Origin of the sequence: Stutzerimonas stutzeri RCH2 (genome assembly GCF_000327065.1) — a bacterium.
Classification (GTDB): Bacteria; Pseudomonadota; Gammaproteobacteria; order Pseudomonadales; family Pseudomonadaceae; genus Stutzerimonas; species Stutzerimonas stutzeri_AE.
The window spans coordinates 644,561-661,612 of sequence record NC_019936.1; the positions used below are offsets into that span (position 1 = coordinate 644,561).

12 protein-coding genes and 3 pseudogenes are annotated in these 17,052 nt (G+C 56.3%); 5 read left to right on the plus strand and 10 right to left on the minus strand.

What is annotated here, in order from left to right:
• Positions 1–18: 18 nt before the first annotated feature.
• The 4 genes from PSEST_RS02915 to PSEST_RS02930 are packed head-to-tail and all read right to left on the minus strand — an operon-like array spanning position 19 to position 6,234.
• Positions 19–375 (minus strand): copper-binding protein, encoded by a 357-nt coding sequence (locus PSEST_RS02915; RefSeq protein WP_003298789.1) that lies wholly within the window; start codon positions 373–375, stop codon positions 19–21.
• Entirely contained in the window at positions 372–3,536 is a 3,165-nt protein-coding gene (locus PSEST_RS02920) for an efflux RND transporter permease subunit (RefSeq protein WP_003292650.1), read from the minus strand. Before PSEST_RS02920 ends, PSEST_RS02915 begins: the two co-directional genes overlap by 4 nt.
• Positions 3,533–4,984 (minus strand): efflux RND transporter periplasmic adaptor subunit, encoded by a 1,452-nt coding sequence (locus tag PSEST_RS02925; protein ID WP_015275570.1) that lies wholly within the window; start codon positions 4,982–4,984, stop codon positions 3,533–3,535. The genes PSEST_RS02920 and PSEST_RS02925 overlap by 4 nt, the downstream gene beginning before the upstream one ends.
• On the minus strand, positions 4,981–6,234 hold the full coding sequence (locus PSEST_RS02930) for a TolC family protein (protein WP_003292652.1): 1,254 nt from the start codon (positions 6,232–6,234) through the stop codon (positions 4,981–4,983). Before PSEST_RS02930 ends, PSEST_RS02925 begins: the two co-directional genes overlap by 4 nt.
• A gap of 263 nt (positions 6,235–6,497) precedes the next feature.
• Between PSEST_RS02930 and PSEST_RS22015 the strand changes: the two genes are divergently transcribed.
• A complete protein-coding gene (locus PSEST_RS22015; protein ID WP_157372369.1) occupies positions 6,498–6,671 on the plus strand; it encodes a hypothetical protein in 174 nt (57 codons plus the stop codon).
• Between the two features lie 122 nt (positions 6,672–6,793).
• On the opposite strand, the gene PSEST_RS02940 is transcribed toward PSEST_RS22015, so the two are convergent.
• Both PSEST_RS02940 and PSEST_RS02950 read right to left on the minus strand, forming a co-directional pair.
• The gene (locus PSEST_RS02940; protein ID WP_015275571.1) at positions 6,794–9,157 is read right to left on the minus strand and encodes a heavy metal translocating P-type ATPase; all 2,364 of its coding nucleotides are present in this window, start codon (positions 9,155–9,157) and stop codon (positions 6,794–6,796) included.
• 494 nt (positions 9,158–9,651) lie between these two features.
• Positions 9,652–9,756, minus strand: a pseudogene (locus tag PSEST_RS02950) (integrase); the annotation flags it as partial.
• Positions 9,757–9,954: 198 nt separating this feature from the next.
• Here PSEST_RS02950 and PSEST_RS22020 point away from each other — a divergent pair.
• Positions 9,955–11,001 carry a hypothetical protein gene (locus tag PSEST_RS22020; protein ID WP_015275572.1) on the plus strand — a complete coding sequence of 349 codons (1,047 nt, stop codon included), beginning with the start codon at positions 9,955–9,957 and terminating at the stop codon, positions 10,999–11,001.
• 613 nt (positions 11,002–11,614) lie between these two features.
• Here the strand turns inward: PSEST_RS22020 and PSEST_RS02960 are convergent.
• Positions 11,615–11,920 (minus strand): annotated as a pseudogene (locus tag PSEST_RS02960) (tyrosine-type recombinase/integrase); the annotation flags it as partial.
• Between PSEST_RS02960 and tcmP the strand changes: the two are divergent.
• Both tcmP and PSEST_RS02970 read left to right on the plus strand, forming a co-directional pair.
• A pseudogene (gene tcmP, locus PSEST_RS02965) lies at positions 11,918–12,721 on the plus strand (three-Cys-motif partner protein TcmP); the annotation flags it as partial. The pseudogenes PSEST_RS02960 and tcmP sit on opposite strands and share 3 nt — an antisense overlap.
• Positions 12,722–12,778: 57 nt before the next feature.
• Positions 12,779–13,411, plus strand: coding sequence for an HAD family hydrolase (locus PSEST_RS02970; protein ID WP_003292660.1), 633 nt, complete (start codon positions 12,779–12,781; stop codon positions 13,409–13,411).
• A gap of 86 nt (positions 13,412–13,497) precedes the next feature.
• On the opposite strand, the gene PSEST_RS02975 is transcribed toward PSEST_RS02970, so the two are convergent.
• On the minus strand, positions 13,498–14,388 hold the full coding sequence (locus tag PSEST_RS02975) for a cation transporter (protein ID WP_003292661.1): 891 nt from the start codon (positions 14,386–14,388) through the stop codon (positions 13,498–13,500).
• Positions 14,389–14,480: 92 nt separating this feature from the next.
• Between PSEST_RS02975 and cadR the strand changes: the two genes are divergently transcribed.
• Positions 14,481–14,885 (plus strand): Cd(II)/Pb(II)-responsive transcriptional regulator, encoded by a 405-nt coding sequence (cadR, locus tag PSEST_RS02980; RefSeq protein ID WP_003292662.1) that lies wholly within the window; start codon positions 14,481–14,483, stop codon positions 14,883–14,885.
• A gap of 122 nt (positions 14,886–15,007) precedes the next feature.
• Here the strand turns inward: cadR and PSEST_RS02985 are convergent, their stop codons facing one another.
• Both PSEST_RS02985 and PSEST_RS02990 read right to left on the minus strand, forming a co-directional pair.
• Positions 15,008–16,381 carry a heavy metal sensor histidine kinase gene (locus tag PSEST_RS02985; protein WP_003292663.1) on the minus strand — a complete coding sequence of 458 codons (1,374 nt, stop codon included), beginning with the start codon at positions 16,379–16,381 and terminating at the stop codon, positions 15,008–15,010.
• On the minus strand, positions 16,378–17,052 hold the full coding sequence (locus PSEST_RS02990) for a heavy metal response regulator transcription factor (RefSeq protein ID WP_008569962.1): 675 nt from the start codon (positions 17,050–17,052) through the stop codon (positions 16,378–16,380). Before PSEST_RS02990 ends, PSEST_RS02985 begins: the two co-directional genes overlap by 4 nt.

Here is a 17,052-nt window from a genome sequence, read left to right on the forward strand (position 1 = left end):
GCGGTCGCTTTCTGCTCTTTACTGCTTTTCGATGCGCGTAATGGTGGAATCCATACCTTTCGAGGAGAACTCGAATTCGACCTGGTCCCCTTCTTTCAGCGTTTGGAGCTGATCAGGCTTTGCTTTGAAGCCCATCGTCATCGACGGCCAGCCCAACGCTTCGACCGGGCCGTGGGCAATGGTGACGGTTCCGCTCTCGGTGTTTACTTTCTTGACCGTACCTGTGGCTGTAGCGGTCTGTCCCGCCGACTTCTGGTCCATTGGCATGTTCATGCCTTTGTGATCCATCGGCATGCCGTCCATTGGCTCCTTGTCGGCGGCATAGGCGACTGGCACCAGGAAGAGTGAGGCAAGGGTGATGTGCTTAATGTTCATGGATGTTCTCCAGTGGGGTTGGTTGCTTGCTGGGTGGTAACTCGCAATTGCCGGCGGCGCATCAGCAGGTAAGCTGCCGGCAGAACGAACAGGGAGAGCAAAGGGGCGGTGATCATCCCGCCCACCATGGGCGCGGCGATGCGGCTCATGATTTCGCTGCCGGTTCCGCTACCCCAGAGGATGGGCAGCAGACCGGCGATAATCACTGCTACGGTCATGGCCTTGGGGCGCACCCGCTGCACAGCGCCTTCGCGGATTGCGTCGAGCAGTACGCCTTCGCCATGGGCTCCAGCGTTAACCCGATCTGTCCATGCGTTCTTCAAATACAGCAGCATAATGACGCCGAACTCAGCAGAAACGCCTGCCAGTGCGATGAAACCGATTCCTGTCGCTACGGATAGGTTGTACCCGAGCAAATAGAGGAACCAGACGCCACCGGTTAGGGCGAATGGCAGCGTGGCCATGATCAGCAACGCCTCCCCAAAGCGCCCAAACGTGAGGTAGAGCAAGACAAAAATGATGAGCAAGGTAGCCGGCACGACGAGCTTCAGCTTCGCGTTAGCTCGCTCCATGAATTCGAATTGGCCGGAATAGCTGATGCTCATGCCGGATTCGAGCTGGACCCCTTTGCTGATCTTTTCCCTCAGATCGCCCACCACAGCCGCCATGTCGCGGCCACGAACATCGACGTAAACCCAGCCCGACAGCCTTGCGTTTTCGCTTTTAAGCATGGGCGGTCCGTCTGTCACCTGTACTTTGGCCACGGTCCCCAACGTGATCTGGCTGCCTTGCGGCGTGTAGATCGGTAGGTTGCGCAGATCGGATATCGAGTCGCGCCACTCGCGGCCATAGCGGAGGTTGATCGGATACCTGGCGAGCCCTTCCACGGTTTCACCAATGGTTTGACCACCGATGGCACCGGCCACGATCGATTGCACGTCCGCGATATTCAGGCCGTAGCGTGCGGCGGCGACACGATCGATATCCACATCGATATACCTGCCGCCGGTCAGTCTCTCAGCAAGTGCCGAACTGACCCCAGGCACCGTTTTGGCGATTTTTTCCACTGCCTGGGTGGCTTTGTCGATCTGTGCCAAGTCAGTGCCATACACTTTCACCCCGATCGGGCTCTTGATACCCGTCGCCAGCATATCGATACGGTTTCGAATCGGCGGGATCCACAGATTGGCTAATCCAGGTACCTGTACGGTGCGATCCAACTCCTCAACCAGCTTGTCAGGCGTCATCCCAGGGCGCCATTGATCCTTCGGCTTGAACTGAATGGTCGTCTCGAACATTTCCAGCGGGGCGGGATCTGTAGCGGTGTCGGCTCGACCAGCCTTACCGAACACGTGTGCAACTTCTGGAACCGTTTTTATGAGCCGGTCCGTCTGCTGCAGTAGCTCAGAAGCCTTCTGAGCGGAGAGGCCTGGAAGCGCAGTGGGCATATAAAGGAGGTCACCTTCATCCAGCGGGGGCAAGAACTCCCCACCAAGGCGAGAGGCCGGCCACAAGCCTGTCAGGAAGACCAGAACAGCCACCAGCAGAGTCATCTTGGGCCAGCGCAGTACCGCGTCCAGGGCCGGCTTGTAGATCCAGATGAGGCCACGGTTGAGTGGATTACGGTGTTCGTCAGGGATTTTGCCCCTGATCCAATACCCCATGAGCACCGGAACCAGCGTGACAGACAGGCCCGCGGCGGCTGCCATTGCATAGGTTTTGGTGAACGCCAGTGGACCGAACAGCCGGCCTTCCTGCGCCTCCAGGGTGAACACTGGTATGAACGACAGCGTGATGATCAGCAGGCTGAAGAACAGTGCCGGCCCCACTTCAACAGCCGCGTCAGTAATGACCTTCCAGTGCTCCTGGCCCTTCAAGGTGGAGTCAGGATGCCGCTTGTGCCAGGCCTCAATGTGCTTGTGGGCGTTTTCGATCATGACGATTGCTGCATCGACCATCGCTCCGATGGCGATCGCGATGCCACCCAACGACATGATGTTGGCGTTGATGCCTTGCCGCTGCATGATCACAAAAGCAATCAGGATGCCGATCGGCAACGACACGATGGCGACCAACGACGAGCGCAGATGCCACAGAAAAATCGCGCAAACCAACGCAACGACAATGAACTCCTCGATGAGCTTGTGCGTGAGGTTTTCAACGGCACTGTCGATCAGCTTGCTACGGTCGTACGTCGTGACGATTTCGACGCCTTGGGGCAGGCTCGCTTTCAGCTCATCCAGTTTGGTCTGAACGGCAGCGATGGTTTCCCGAGCGTTCTTGCCGCTCCGCAGGATCACCACGCCGCCGACTACCTCACCTTCACCGTCAAGCTCGCTGATGCCCCGGCGCATTTCCGGGCCGAGCTGGATATGCGCAACGTCCCCTAGCGTCACAGGCACGCCGCCGTCGAGACGCAAAGGAATGGCTCGAAAGTCTTTGAGTGTCTTGAGATACCCGGTCGCACGGACCATGAACTCGGTTTCTGCGAGTTCCAGAACACTCCCGCCGGTTTCACGGTTGGCTTCATCGATCGCCTTTGCAATCTGCTGCTGCGTCACGCCCCTGCTTGCCATGCGCACGGGATCCAGTACGACCTGATACTGCTTGACCATCCCGCCTATGGGCGCGACTTCCGCCACGTTGGGCAGTGTCTTGAGCTCATAGCGCAGGAACCAATCTTGCAAAGAGCGCAGCTGCGAGAGGTCATGTTTGCCCGTTCGGTCTACCAAAGCATATTGGTAGATCCAGCCGACACCTGTGGCGTCAGGGCCCAAAGCGGGTTTGGCGGCGGCGGGAAGCCGACTCTGCACCTGACTCAGGTACTCCAGCACCCGAGAACGGGCCCAATAGAGGTCGGTGCCGTCCTCAAACAGGACGTACACGTAGCTATCCCCGAAGAAGGAGTAGCCGCGGACCGTCTTTGCGCCGGGGACAGACAGCATGGTCGTCGTCAGTGGGTAGGTGACCTGATTCTCAACGATCCGGGGCGCCTGCCCGGGGTATGGCGTGCGGATGATGACCTGAACGTCGGAAAGGTCTGGCAATGCATCAACAGCGGTGTTTTTGACCGACCAGACACCCCAAGCCACCGCGAACACAGTAGCCAGCAGGATCAGAAAGCGGTTGGCCACTGACCAGCGAATTATGGCTGCGATCATCGCTGGCCCCCCAGCTTCTCGATGTGCTCAATGACCAGGCCCTCTTCGCTTTCACGCGCGCCGACACGGACGTGATCGCCGGTCTGCAACTTTGTTAGGAGCGATTGATCTGCAACCGGAAAGGACATTGTCATCCCAGGCATGTTCAGCGTCTTGAACGGCCCATGCGACAGGCCAACCATGCCATCTTCCAGGCTGACGATCGTACCTTCAGCCTCGTGCAGCGCAGGTTCTGTAGAAGTTGCAGGCTCCTCCAAACCCTGAGCGGTCAGCCCGCGTAGGCTCGCCTCTGAATCCAGGAGAAACTGACCGGACGCCACGACCTTCTGACCGGCTTCCAGCCCTTCAAGCACCTCTGTCTGGTCATCGAATTCCCGGCCTGTGCGAACCTCAATCGGGCGGTAACGGCCTTGATCCTCGGCCAGCATCACCAATGCGCGCCGACCGGTGCGAATGACCGCCTCGGACGGGATGACCAAGACATCTTCGACGTTGCGACTCAACGTCACCTCGGCCGTCATGCCGGGACGAAGCCGTTGTTGCGGATTAGGCAGTTCAACCCGGACGCGCACAGTACGGCTATCCAAGTTGGCTTGTGGTAGTACGGCCTGGATCGTCCCTTCCAGAACTTCACCTGCAAAGGCCGGGAGGCGCGCGTTGACCAGCTGCCCAGGCGCCACATTTGCAACCTGCGCCTCAGGCACCGCAACCTCTAACCATACCTTTTCCAGCCCATTAACACGTGCCAGAGACGCACCAGTGGATACGGTCATGCCCTCGCGAACGTCGAGGCTGTTCAGCACGCCGCCTATTGGACTCCTCACTGTCCAAACAGGGCGCGCTTTACCAGTTCGTTCTAGCTGCACTATGACTTCTGGCGGCATGCCAGCAAGGCGCAACCGCTGGCGAGCCGCTGCGAGCAGCTGGGGTTCGCCAATCCCTTTGAGCGCCAGGTACTCTTCCTGTGCGGCAACCCATTCGGGAACCAGCAGATCGGCTAACGGCGCGCCTTTTTCGATGACATCCTCCGGTGCTCGGTCGTAAACGCGCTCGACAAAGCCACCGGCACGCGCCTGCACAACCGCCACGTCTCGCTCGTCGAACATCAATGCGCCTGTCGCTTCGAGCGACTGGCTGATCGATTCACGCGTTACGGTTGCAAAGCGCACGCCGAGATTCTGCGTCACGCTCGGGTCGATACTGATCGATGCCCCGTCGCTTCCCTCATCTGCATAGCGTGGAATCAATTCCATATCCATGAATGGCGACTTGCCCGGCTTATCGAACTTTTGCTGGGGGACCATAGGGTCATACCAATAGAGCACTTCCTTGTCTTCTTCTGCAGGCGATTGTCCGAAGGCTGCGGTAGGCAGACCGATTAGCGCTGCAGCGCTAATCATCAGAGGCAGACTGAAGGCGAGTACCAGCCGCTTGTGTTGGAATGTCATGGTCGGGTATCTCCAAAGGCGAAATGCAGGCGGGCATTGCTCAACGATCGATCGCGGGCGACGTCAATACGCCGTAGCCGGGTCTCCACAAGCTGTCGTCGCGCTTCGATCACAGCGGTCAGCTCACCGCTTCCGGAGCGGTAATCGGCCATGGCAAGGCGGACCTTCTCTTCAGCGAGGGGTAGTAAGGTTTTGTCGAGGCGGATGAGTGCGCGGTCCAGACGCTGATACTCAGCGAGGTCAGTACTCAGCTCTTGGTTGTACAGGCGCAAGGTCGCTTGGCGCTGAGCCTCGATCTGGGCAAGGCGAGCTCGTTCGGCCGCGATCTTCGGATCCTGCCGAGAGCTGGTAAACAGCGGCAGGTCGAAGCTGACGCTGAGGTTCACCATGTCGCCGTACTCACGGCCACGTCGCAGGTAGTCGATCCCCCAACTCCAATCCGGTGTTTTCTCTGCGATGGCCTGGTGAACCTTTGCCTCCGCTTCACGAGTCATCGGGTCGAAGGCGAGTAACGCCGGGTGCCGGTTCAGGTTGTGCTGATAGTTATCAACGGCGGCAAGCCATTGCGGCCAGTCACCTGTAAGCGGCTGGCCTGCTAGCTCGCCTATCCAGCGCCGGAGGCCGGCCCGCGCAACAGCCTGGTTACGCAGCAGCTCATCCTCTTGTTCAGCCAGCAATGCTGCCTCTTGCCTCGGAAGTACGCTGTCTGCGGTTTGTCCGCTGCCGCCAGCAATGCGGGCCTGAACAGCCCGCGAAAGGAGCTGATTCTCGCTGTAAAGCTGCTTGAAAAGGCTTAGCTTCTGCTCGACCGCGAAGCTAGCGATCCATGCCTCGGCGGTTGCTTGGCGCACACCGAGACGTTCAACCGTTTGCTGGGCGTTTGCGAGCGCAACACTAGCCTGCGCGGCCTCGACACGAGCGCGCCTTTTCGCTCGGTTTGGCACATCTTGCATGACCCCAACCATTTGCATGGTCATGGCCTCTTGCTCCAACTGCCAGCGAGCGTCACCTTCGATGGGCACGCTTTGCAGTCCAAGCTTAAGTTTAGGGTCAGGAAGCTCGCCGGCAGGGATTGCAGCGCTGCGTGCGGCCACCAGGTTGGCGGCTTGCGCATGCAGCGAAGGCGCGTCTTGCTCGGCCACGCTCAGAGCTTGTTCTAAGGTCAAAGCGGACGCTAACCCTGGAAACGAGAGCGCGCCCATGATCAAGGCGGCCACGTACGGCGGCGCCCAATAAATACGGGGTTTCATTTGCGAAGGATTCCTGATCTTTCATGCGAGCCAAAGGCGCGCAGTAGCCGGCCCGAATGCTCACTCGGGCGGTTCCTATAATTTGATCGGAATTAGACGCGGGGTGGACGCCAGACGGCGTCTAAAAGGCTAGAGGGGATCAGGCCGTTATAGGGAGTGGTCACGGGTTTAGCAGCAGGCATCAGCTGGGCTTTTATTGAGACAAGCTGAAGGATACTTGCAGTTTTGCATTCTTGGCCCGTCTTGCAGACGGTCGCCGTTCCATGCTCATTCGCTTCACAGCACTCGTGTTCAGCACCGTCATCGGCGCCAACCATCGAAGCGTGGTCGGTCGTCATGGCGCCCACACCTTCCATATCGGACATCATGTGATGCCCGGACGATCCAACCGTCATGAGCATTTCCGCTATCCCATTGATCTGAAGCGCAAGCACTAGCAGCAGGATAAGGAAGGAGCGCATGTAGGACGTCATATTTCCAGCTTACGGGGCAATTCATGAGCAATCAATGAGGCAATCGGTCGCTTCGCAACCGAAGCCTAAGCCTAAGCCGACAGGCTTCAAACTACACGCGTTTGACGGAGCCGGAGTGCGTTGAACACAACCGATGCTGAGCTGAGGCTCATGGCCAGGGCAGCAATCATCGGAGACAGCAACAGTCCGAAGAACGGATAGAGCAGACCTGCGGCAATCGGGATGCTCAACCCGTTGTACATAAAGGCAAACAGAAGGTTCTGACGCATATTGCGAACCGTCGCCACCGAAAGCGTGCGCGCGCGCAGTATCCCCATCAGGTCACCTTTAACGAGCGTAACTTGGGCGCTGTTCATGGCGACGTCAGTGCCCGTGCCCATCGCTATGCCGACATCAGCCCTGGCGAGCGCCGGCGCATCATTTATTCCGTCGCCTGCCATGGCGACTACTTTACCTAGGGCTTGTAGCTTAACCACCAGCGCCTCCTTGTCCTGCGGCTTCACTTCGCCATGCACCTCATCGAGCGATAGCTCACGAGCCACCGCGCGGGCAGTGGTAAGCCCGTCGCCGGTGGCCATGATGACTTGCACGCCCTCCGCTTGGAGCCGCGCTACAGCTTCCTTGGAAGTCGGTTTGATTGGGTCCGATACGGCCAGCAAGCCGGCAAGTGCCCCATCAACAGCCAGGTACACAATGCTGGTACCGCTCTCGCGCATTTTTTCTGCCTGATATTTCAACGGCTCGACGCTCACACCCGCATCTTCCATAAGCGCGGTGTTGCCTAGCTGTAGCTGCTTGCCTTCCACCAGACCACGGACTCCGATCCCTGACCCTGACTCGAAGGTCTCTGGCTTCGCCAGCTGGAGACCTTCGCTTCTGGCATGGTCTACGATCGCGTGGGCTAGGGGATGCTCACTACCTTGATCCAAGCTGGCAGACAAACGGATGACTTCCTGCGAGTCAAACGGCGTGACGCCTATGGCCCGATCGAAGACAGGTCGGCCCTCGGTCAAGGTTCCTGTTTTATCGACAATCAGCGTGTCTACCTTACGGACATTTTCGATGGCGCCTGCGTCTCTGAAAAGCACTCCACTTCCAGCCGCTTTGCCTGTGGCAACCATGATCGACATAGGCGTTGCCAGGCCAAGTGCGCAAGGGCAAGCAATGATCAAAACCGCAACTGCATTGATCAGGCCGAATACCCAGCCCTGGTCAGGCCCGAACAGGCCCCATGCAAAGAATGTCAGCAAGGCGATACCGATGACCGTCAGCACGAAATAACCTGCAACCGTGTCTGCCATTCGCTGCATGGGTGCTTTGGAGCGTTGTGCATTCGCAACCATCTGGACGATTTGTGAAAGCATAGTCCCGGAGCCAACCCTGGTGGCTCGCATGACAAGCGAGCCGCTCGTGTTCATCGTCGCGCCGATAAGCGAATCGCCTGTCCGCTTCGTCACCGGAACCGGCTCGCCCGTTAGCATGGATTCATCGACGGCGCTCTCGCCCTCCAATACCTCTCCATCAACGGGTACCTTTTCACCAGGACGAACGCGCAGATGGTCGCCCTCATGAACATGTGTGAGCGGGATGTCCTCCTCTGAACCATCTTTGGCGATACGGCGAGCGGTTTTAGGTGATAAGCCAAGCAGGGACTTAATTGCCGAGGACGTCTGCGAGCGGGCCTTCAATTCCAGCAACTGGCCCAGCAGAGTCAATGAAATGATCACCGCGGCGGCTTCGTAATAAACGCCTATCCGGCCGCCTACTGTGAATGACTCTGGAAACATGCTCGGTAAGAGGGTTGCTACGACGCTGTAAATATAGGCAGCCCCCGTGCCAAGCCCGATCAAGGTCCACATGTTTGGGCTGCGATGTTTGACCGAGGCGAGACCGCGCGCGAAAAATGGCCAGCCTGCCCACAAGACAACCGGGGTCGTGAGGGCCAGTTCAACCCAGTTCTGGCTAGCCCCGTGAAACAGCGGTATCGCATGTCCCGCCATTGCCAACAGGGTTACTGCTACGGTCAGGGGCAGAGACCACCAGAATCGCTTCGAGAAGTCCTTGAGTTCGGGATTCTCCTCCTCGTCGAGTTCAGGGATCAGAGGTTCCAATGACATCCCACAGATAGGGCAATCACCTGGACCCATTTGGCGGATCTCAGGGTGCATCGGGCAGGTGTACTCTGTCGTTGCATCACCGGCGGGTGGTTTCTGTGCGGGTGGGGTAGATGCCCGAGAGGAGGTTCCATGAGCCTGCGGTGCAGCGAGATATCGAGCAGGGTCGGAACGAAACTTGGTCTGGCAACCCTGGCTGCAGAAGCGGTAAGTGCTTCCCTGATAATGCTCTTGATGCTCGCTATCCTCTTCCACCTTCATCCCGCAGACGGGGTCTGTGAGTGCTGCAGTACCTTTCGTTTGGTCGGGCTGGTGATGGCACTGCTGAGAGGACATACGGGGCACCTTATGGATTGGTTAGCGACGAACTTGGCCTATTGCAGGGACATTTGCGGTTTTTCAATGCTTGCAGCGTCTGACAGCCAATATATGCAAAGCGTCCTGACCAAAGGCTGAAGTAACCATTACATTTCTGTCAGGTTCTCTGGTATGTCAGGTCGTATGTATGTTGAAGCGAGCTGCTGGAAAAGTAGCTCGCGCAGATACCGCCTGCTGGCCTAGCCTATGCCTCCATTGTTCGATGCTCGGCCGCTTCATTTTGATGAATACCGAACCGTGCAAAAGCCTAAGCGCAGGTACTCTGCTTTTGAATACGCCTTTGGCAGAGTGGGATACGCCGTACGCTCTAATGAAGCCATAGGAACTCCTTTTCTGAGGAGTCAGAAAAGATAGTCCACGATCAGAGGCTGTGCGGTCGATTTGGTAAATTCTCTTGGCATCAACACGTTACGTGCGAAGTGAGTGAATTTTACTTATATCTCGGCATGACCCCTTACTCGGATCGCCCAGATATCTCTCAGTCGGAGCGGGATTTTCTGCCCGACCAATTTCCCTTTGTTCCAGGGCTGACGGCTCCAGGTAGCGATGATGTTCATGGCAAGTCCTCCACGTGTGGGAGGACAAGGATGGCTAGCCAGAGCAATGGTCGCTAACCGGCCAGAAGCTGACGTTCAAATTCGTCTAATAATTGCGTGTCAGTCATTACCGCCGGGCTGCGCCGGCAGATGGTTTGCGTGGCTAGGTGTTGTCAGGTAGGTTCGATCGAATCAGTGGGTCGAATAACAAGGGCAGCTATGGACTTCGCTAAGGCTTACAAGCAGTGCAGAAAATCGATGGCGCTGGGGCGAGGAATAAAAGCAGTAGAAGCTTGCTTACATCGAGGGAAGCATGAGTTTGATAGTTTGCAGGAAGCGAAGCTGAGCTGTTTTCGGGATATTCGCGGATATAAAATTGTTTCATCTGGTGAGTGTGCATTTTTTCCAAGAGATCTTTCGGAAATCAAAGTGGGCTCTGGGCTAGCTTGGTACAGAGATACGTTTGCGACTACTGAGATAGTACTCCCCCCATATCATAGCTTTGGATTTCTATCTGAATACGGCGGAAAAATCTCGAAAAGCAACAGTGAAGAGGAAAGGTACGCTCACGCGAATAATATGCTGTTGGAAATGTACACGCCCCCACGAATGGCCGACCTGATTTGTGGGGCATGGTCTCAGCGCATCACTTTTGCTCAGTATCAAGAACAGCTGATTGAGGCTGTAAAGGCATACTGTCTGGGTCTGTACGGCGTGGCAATTGTTGGAATTCTGCCTTGCATAGAAGGGTTCCTAAGAGAGCTTGGAAAGCACGTCTCTCTTCCAGTTAAGGATGCCGTGAATATAGAGACGCTTCTAAAGGTTTTTCATCGAATAAAGCAAGGTGAGTTGAAACGACTGGTCGCAGGTTATGATTGGTATCCAGACAAGGAATTAACGATAAACTATTTAAGTCGATATCATGAGCGAGTGCAGATGCTGGAGAGCATGGAAATGTACTTCCGTGGGTGTTTTTACGGTCATACAGAGTCGTTACCATCGCACTTTGTTTTAAATCGGCATGGGATTGCGCATGGATTCTTTAAAGGCTACGCAACACCGAGTAATTTCTTGCGGCTTTTTAATTTAATTAGCTTATTGTCGTTTGCAGCCATTCTTGTCGAAGGGCGCGGTAGCATGTTACAGCCGGGAGTTACCACTGATTCCGAAGCATTGGCATTGAATTTTACTAAATGCCTATTATCCCGACGATACGTTCAGCCGAATGCTCAATCGATTCTTCCATCCCCTATTATTTTGGGCTAGCCCTATACTCCACGGCACGCCCGCCGGCCGCGCATCGGGCAAGGATTCGGCCGGGCAAGGTGGTATTCAGATTTGCAGTCAGGTAGCGTCGCGCTCTTCCAAGGGAGGGGCGAGCGATGTGGACAAAGCATTACCGAGTGATGCGATCTGAGTTGGCCAAGTGCGAAAAAGCCAGGTCCGAACTGGAGAAGATGCACCCGCCCCACACCGTCCAACCGGAACAGGATGGACAGCTTCAGGACTATATTCAGAAGTCGGACAGTCTGTACGAATGGCGGCTGCTGATCTTGACCGAGTACTGGATGATAGAGGCAGACCGCCTCGGTGTCCCACTGCCTGATCGCGATGACAGGACTTTCTGGGGGCGAGTCGAATTTGATAGCGACCCGCGGGAGCCCAGGTATCTCACAGATGCTGGCATTCGCATTGTCAGGGCAGACATCCGCGAGGAGCGTAGGCAGCGCCGCGAGCCGGTAACCTTCTGGAGTAGCATCATGATTGGGGTAGTCGGCGCCCTGACCGGCCTAGCATCTGTCATACCGAACTGGTGGGCAGACTAGGGCGGCTATTGGCCGGTTAGCGACGGCCTGGCTTCGACCGTCGCTATGCATGGTCAAACCTCGGTCTGTTCCGCCATCTCTAGGGCATCATCGACCTCAATCCCCAGATATCGAACGGTGCTCTCCAGCTTCGTATGGCCGAGCAACAGTTGAACTGCCCGCAGGTTCTTCGTCCTGCGATAGATCAGCGATGCCTTCGTACGTCTTATTGTGTGAATGCCATACAGGGCTGGATCAGGGCCAATGGCTTTCACCCAACCTTTGACGATACGAGCGTATTGACGAGTGGATAGATGGTCTGAGATATGCAGCCGGCTCGGAAAAAGGCAATCCTCGCTGCGGGGCTGGGCATGATGTATGGCGATGTGCCGTTCCCTAAGATCAAATGGATTTTCCAGAATCTCAACAAAGCCGAGGTCCTGCTGACCTTCAATGTCGATTTTTTGGTTACGTATCTAGCCGACCGCCAAGCGAACCGGAAAGCCATTGCAAATATCGGCTTGGATCAGCATGTGCCATGGGACATGCTTAAACAGCTGAAGGCGCATCAGCCACGGAGCTGGCAATACCTGATCCAGCGCTATCTGTCCGAGGGGATCAAGCAGGAAAGCGGTGCCCAGTACATGACCGTCTTCTTCATTCGTCCGGCCGGCAGCAACCCGATGGCCTATTGGTTTATCCATCTGGCGAACAACTACCGCGCTAACGATGTGATGAAGAAGATCCACTGGAAATACGGCAACAACTTTTCCCATATGCTGTCGCCTTCCAGCTTTTTCAGCTACGACGCCAATCGGGATATCGCCGTGACAGGTCAGCACGATTTGCTGTTGGATGAGCATTATTTCGACGATGCTACCAATGACCGCATCCGAGGAGAACTTTCGGAGCTCTTGCCCAAACAGGTCTACGAGGTAGAACGGCAACCTTTTTTGGGCCTGATGAGCGGATTGACCAACTACACCATGGCTGACGAGCTTCGCGTAAAGCAGGCACTCGACATTGCTGTCGCGACCGGTGATCTGCTGGCGGTCGACAAGAACGGCAAAACAAGGCGTCGAAAAGGCACAAGCATCAAGTCGACAGATATCCTGATAGCGCCCCCGCAAAGACCCATCTTCTTCGTGCCACCTCTGAAGAAATCCAGTTCAGAAAACTGAGAGGGGCGGCATCGCTCTTCGGGTGGGCGGTTCGCCTCCAACGGTAGAGGTACCGGCATGATACAAGCAGTAGTTTTCGATGTGTTTGGCACGCTTCTCCAGATAGGTGAGCGCCGCCATCCTTTCCGCCAACTGATGCAGAACCTGCGGCTTCAGGGCAAAACACCAAGGCCGGATGACGCACGGACTCTGATGACTCGAAATCTGGGCTTGGCTGGAGCTGCCGATTATTTCGGTGCGCAGTTGAGCAACTCTGAGTTAGCTAGCCTTGAAAGCGACCTTTTCACCGAGCTGGCCAGCGTTCGCCTTTTCGATGATGCGTTGGAGTCGCTAAATCAGCTAAAGGACGCCGGCCTGAATCTCGCGTTGTGCTCCAATCTCGCAGCCCCATATGCGATTCCGGCCAAACTGTTACTGCCGTCGTTCGATGTTTACGGATGGAGCTTTGAGGTTGGGACAATAAAGCCTGAGCCCGCAATCTATCGTCAGATGATCGAACAGCTTGGCTGCGAAGCCTCCGCTATCGCAATGATCGGTGACACGTTGCAAGCCGATATGCTTGGTCCAATTGGGCAAGGCATGCGGGGCTACCACCTACAGCGTGAAGGAAAAGCCGATCAGTGCGGCTTCGTCTCGCTGATGGACTTTGCAGCCCACGTTCTGCAATACCCACCATCCGCCAACGGCTAAAGCGGCGTCGCCAGTTTTAGCTGACGCCGCTAGACCCGGATGGCTTACAGGCATGAAGACACCCTTTTTCTGTAACGGGAGCTCCTTCAACCCTTGAGCGCCAGAATACGCCGAGCGCCGTTGAGAACGATGAATCCCACGACGGTACCGATAATCAGGTCTGGGTAGTTGGACCCAGTCCAAGCGACGAGCGCTCCGGCGACTATGACGCCCATGTTGATGACCACATCATTGGCGGAGAATATCCAGCTCGCTTTCATGTGAGCACCACCTTCCCGGTGTTTGGAAATCAGCAGCAAACAACCCGTGTTGGCGAGCAATGCCAGGAACGCGACGGCCATCATTATCAGCGACTCGGGCTCGCTGCCGAATATAAAGCGTCTGATCACCTCTACGAGCACGCCGAGGGCCAAAATCAGCTGGAGCACACCAGCAAGGTGTGCAGCACGCACCTGCAGATTGACGCTGCGCCCAACCGCATAAAGGGCCAGGCCGTACACTGCCGCGTCAGCGAACATGTCGAGCGAATCGGCAATCAGACCCGCGGACCTGGCAATCAGGCCAGCAGTCATCTCTACCACGAACATGAAGGCGTTGATGCCTAACAGTAAACGTAGGGAGCGGGATTCCTGTGTAGAGTTCGCCGGATTCTCGGCGGCTTTGATCATCTCAGGGTCTGCCGCGACAGTTTTCTGAAGAGTGGCGCCTAGCCCTAACGTCGCCAGCTTTTTGGTTATGGGCTCAACGGCACTGTCATGCATGACATCTAACCGACGGTCCGACAGATCAAAAGTCAGCTTCCGAACTCCGTCCAAACCATTCAGCGCCAAGCGGATCATTCGCTCTTCTGATGGACAATCCATCTTGGGCACGGCGTAAACACTGACCCATTGCCCCGTCGTATCGGAAGGGTTTTGCATATCGGCATCAGCGGCTGGTGTCGCATCGCAGCCGCAGGGACCATCGGACTTGCTCATGATACGGCTCCACTTGAAATCGAAGATGGGATCATTAAAAGCCTTATAGCTACTATAAGGTCAATAACGCAGAGCCGATGAGGATTCACACGATGCGCATTGGTCAGTTAGCAAGGCTAATAGGGATTGATACACAGACGATCCGCTTCTATGAGCAGCAGGGCTTGTTGCCACCGCCTGATCGCCAGGCGAACGGCTATCGTGTCTACACCGAGAAGCATGGCGAGCGGCTAGCTTTCATCCGGCGCTGCCGAATCTTGAATCTGTCACTTCCAGAGATTCACGCACTCCAAAGCTACCAGGATGACCCTCGCCAGCCTTGTACGGCCGTCAATGCCTTACTCGATGATCACATTTCTCAAGTCAGATCCCAGATAACCGCTCTGCAATCACTCGAACGACAACTCGTTTCACTGCGGGCTAATTGCAACGATGGGCGGGAAGTTGAGGCTTGCGGCATTCTCGCCGGAATTAGCGAGGACGCATGCATTAAATGAACGGCGTTGGGGCTTGCGGGCCTGGTTACCCGGCCAACGCGCATGCCCTCGAAATGGTTGTTTGTCCCTGTGGTTTTTGCCCCTTCGTAGTGATGGCTGTCTCCGTGCGGTATCACTTTGAGTCAGGCCTGCCGAGGAAACGTGAGTTCAAACGTGGTCCGACCGTCTTTGCTGGCGACGGCCACGTGGCCTTTGTGGAGGTTCATCACTGAGCGGACAATCGCTAGCCCCAATCCTGCCCCGCGAGGTTGTATGCCGTTAACGCGGTAAAAGCGGTCGAACAGATGTGGGAGATGATCCGATTCGATAGTCGCGCCATGATTGGTGACAGCCAGCGAGACGATGTCTACGTCCTCCTCAAGGATCTTAAGTTCGACCGTACTGCCAGTATTTGAATGCCGCAGCGCGTTGGATAGCAGGTTGGAAATGGCCCGCTGGACCATAAGTCGATTTCCCAAAATCATGGCATCGCCCGTTACTGTCGTAGCGACTCCCGCTTCTTCGGCAAGGACTTCGAAGTATTCACATACGCGCCTCGCCTCGCTTCCTAAAGATAATTGTTCGAGCTTCAGTGCTGGGCTGGCGTGGCTGGCCTGGGCGAGAAACAGCATGTCTGACACGATTCGATCCATGCGTTCGAGTTCTTCAACCGACGACTCGATCACCTCCCGATAATGCTCCTTGCTTCGCTCACGCACCAAAGTCACCTGCGCCTTGCCTATCAGGTTGTTCAGCGGAGTTTTTAACTCATGAGCCACATCGTCCGAGAATTGTGACAGTTGCTGAACGCCGTCATCGAGTCGATGAAGCATTACGTTGAGGCTGTGCGCCAATGCCTGGAGCTCTTGCGGAAGCCGATCGGTGCGGATTCGAGGTGATAGATCCTGTGTAGATACCTTAGTCGCCAAGGCCCGGAACTTGCGAAGCGGCCGCAAGCCATTTTGGGCGATTAGCCATCCAGCCAATCCGATCAATATCAGTAGCATCGGCACGGTCACTAAGGCCGAGCGCAGGAATGCAGCCACCAGCCGTTGATCGGCACTGCGATCTTGCGAAAGTAAAAGCGTCATTGGAGCCAGTCCCGGGACTTGGATTTGCTTGCGCCCGGTTAGCATCTGCACGCCATCTTTCGTTGTCCAGCCAAGATAGTCGCCGTCCCTGCTCACGAGATCCAGCTGCTGCGGCGCATTGGCGAATCGGCCGATACTGAAAATGGGTGATTTCGCTGTATCGCCGATGACCGTAATCGAAAGGTTGTCATGGCCGAGTACGGTATCGCTCAATGCGTGTTGCCAGGAGCGGCCCATACGGGCTTTGGTGTCTTCGAGGAGTCCATGATCGATCTGAGAGAGCTTGGCCGTCACTTCCTCCTGGGCGCGCAGTTCCAGTTGGCGCACCAGTACCCAGTAGCTCAGTGCAATCAGCAGCGCGACCAAAGCGGCGCCGGTCAGTGTGATTTGAAGCGCGAGACGCGATGCGAGGCTGAGTGGCTTCAAGGCCGCGCCTCCAGCACGTAGCCCACACCCCGGATGGTGTGTATCAGGCGATCGCCGAAGGGTTCGTCCACTTTCATCCGCAGGCGACGAATCGCAACATCCACCACATTGGTATCGCAGTCGAAATTGATGTCCCACACCATGGCAGTTATTTCCGTACGCGTGAGGACTTCGCCAGTCCGGCGCATGAGCAGATGCAATAACGCAAATTCTTTGCTGGTGAGGTCGATACGCTGACCGCTCCGGTAAGCCCTATGCCGGGCCGGGTCCAGTTCGAGGTCGGCTACACGCAGGTTGCTCGGAAGTGTGACTGCCTCGCCTCGCCGCAACAGTGTCCGGATACGGGCAAGCAGCTCGGGGAACTGGAACGGCTTGACCAGATAGTCGTCGGCGCCCGATTCCAAGCCGCGGACTTTTTGCTCTAAGCGGCCATTGGCAGTCAGCATGATGACGCGTGTCTGCTTACGCCGCCTGATGAGTTCGAGAACCTCCCACCCATCCATGGTTGGCAGATTCACATCTAGCAGCACGATGTCATAGTCGTTCTGCAGTGCCAGGTGAAACCCATCGAGGCCATCACTTACGCAATCGACCAAGTAACCACATTCGATAAGACCCTGCTGCAAGTATTCCGCAGCTTTGATCTCGTCTTCGACAACCAGGATGCGCAT

What these genes read in the sequence shown, in the direction of transcription:
- PSEST_RS02915 (WP_003298789.1), bottom strand. Translation starts at nt 375, where the DNA reads ATGAACATTAAGCACATCACCCTTGCCTCACTCTTCCTGGTGCCAGTC.
- PSEST_RS02920 (WP_003292650.1), bottom strand. Translation starts at nt 3,536, where the DNA reads ATGATCGCAGCCATAATTCGCTGGTCAGTGGCCAACCGCTTTCTGATC.
- PSEST_RS02925 (WP_015275570.1), bottom strand. Translation starts at nt 4,984, where the DNA reads ATGACATTCCAACACAAGCGGCTGGTACTCGCCTTCAGTCTGCCTCTG.
- PSEST_RS02930 (WP_003292652.1), bottom strand. Translation starts at nt 6,234, where the DNA reads ATGAAACCCCGTATTTATTGGGCGCCGCCGTACGTGGCCGCCTTGATC.
- PSEST_RS22015 (WP_157372369.1), top strand. Translation starts at nt 6,498, where the DNA reads ATGCTCATTCGCTTCACAGCACTCGTGTTCAGCACCGTCATCGGCGCC.
- PSEST_RS02940 (WP_015275571.1), bottom strand. Translation starts at nt 9,157, where the DNA reads ATGTCCTCTCAGCAGTGCCATCACCAGCCCGACCAAACGAAAGGTACT.
- PSEST_RS22020 (WP_015275572.1), top strand. Translation starts at nt 9,955, where the DNA reads ATGGACTTCGCTAAGGCTTACAAGCAGTGCAGAAAATCGATGGCGCTG.
- PSEST_RS02970 (WP_003292660.1), top strand. Translation starts at nt 12,779, where the DNA reads ATGATACAAGCAGTAGTTTTCGATGTGTTTGGCACGCTTCTCCAGATA.
- PSEST_RS02975 (WP_003292661.1), bottom strand. Translation starts at nt 14,388, where the DNA reads ATGAGCAAGTCCGATGGTCCCTGCGGCTGCGATGCGACACCAGCCGCT.
- cadR (WP_003292662.1), top strand. Translation starts at nt 14,481, where the DNA reads ATGCGCATTGGTCAGTTAGCAAGGCTAATAGGGATTGATACACAGACG.
- PSEST_RS02990 (WP_008569962.1), bottom strand. Translation starts at nt 17,052, where the DNA reads ATGCGCATCCTGGTTGTCGAAGACGAGATCAAAGCTGCGGAATACTTG.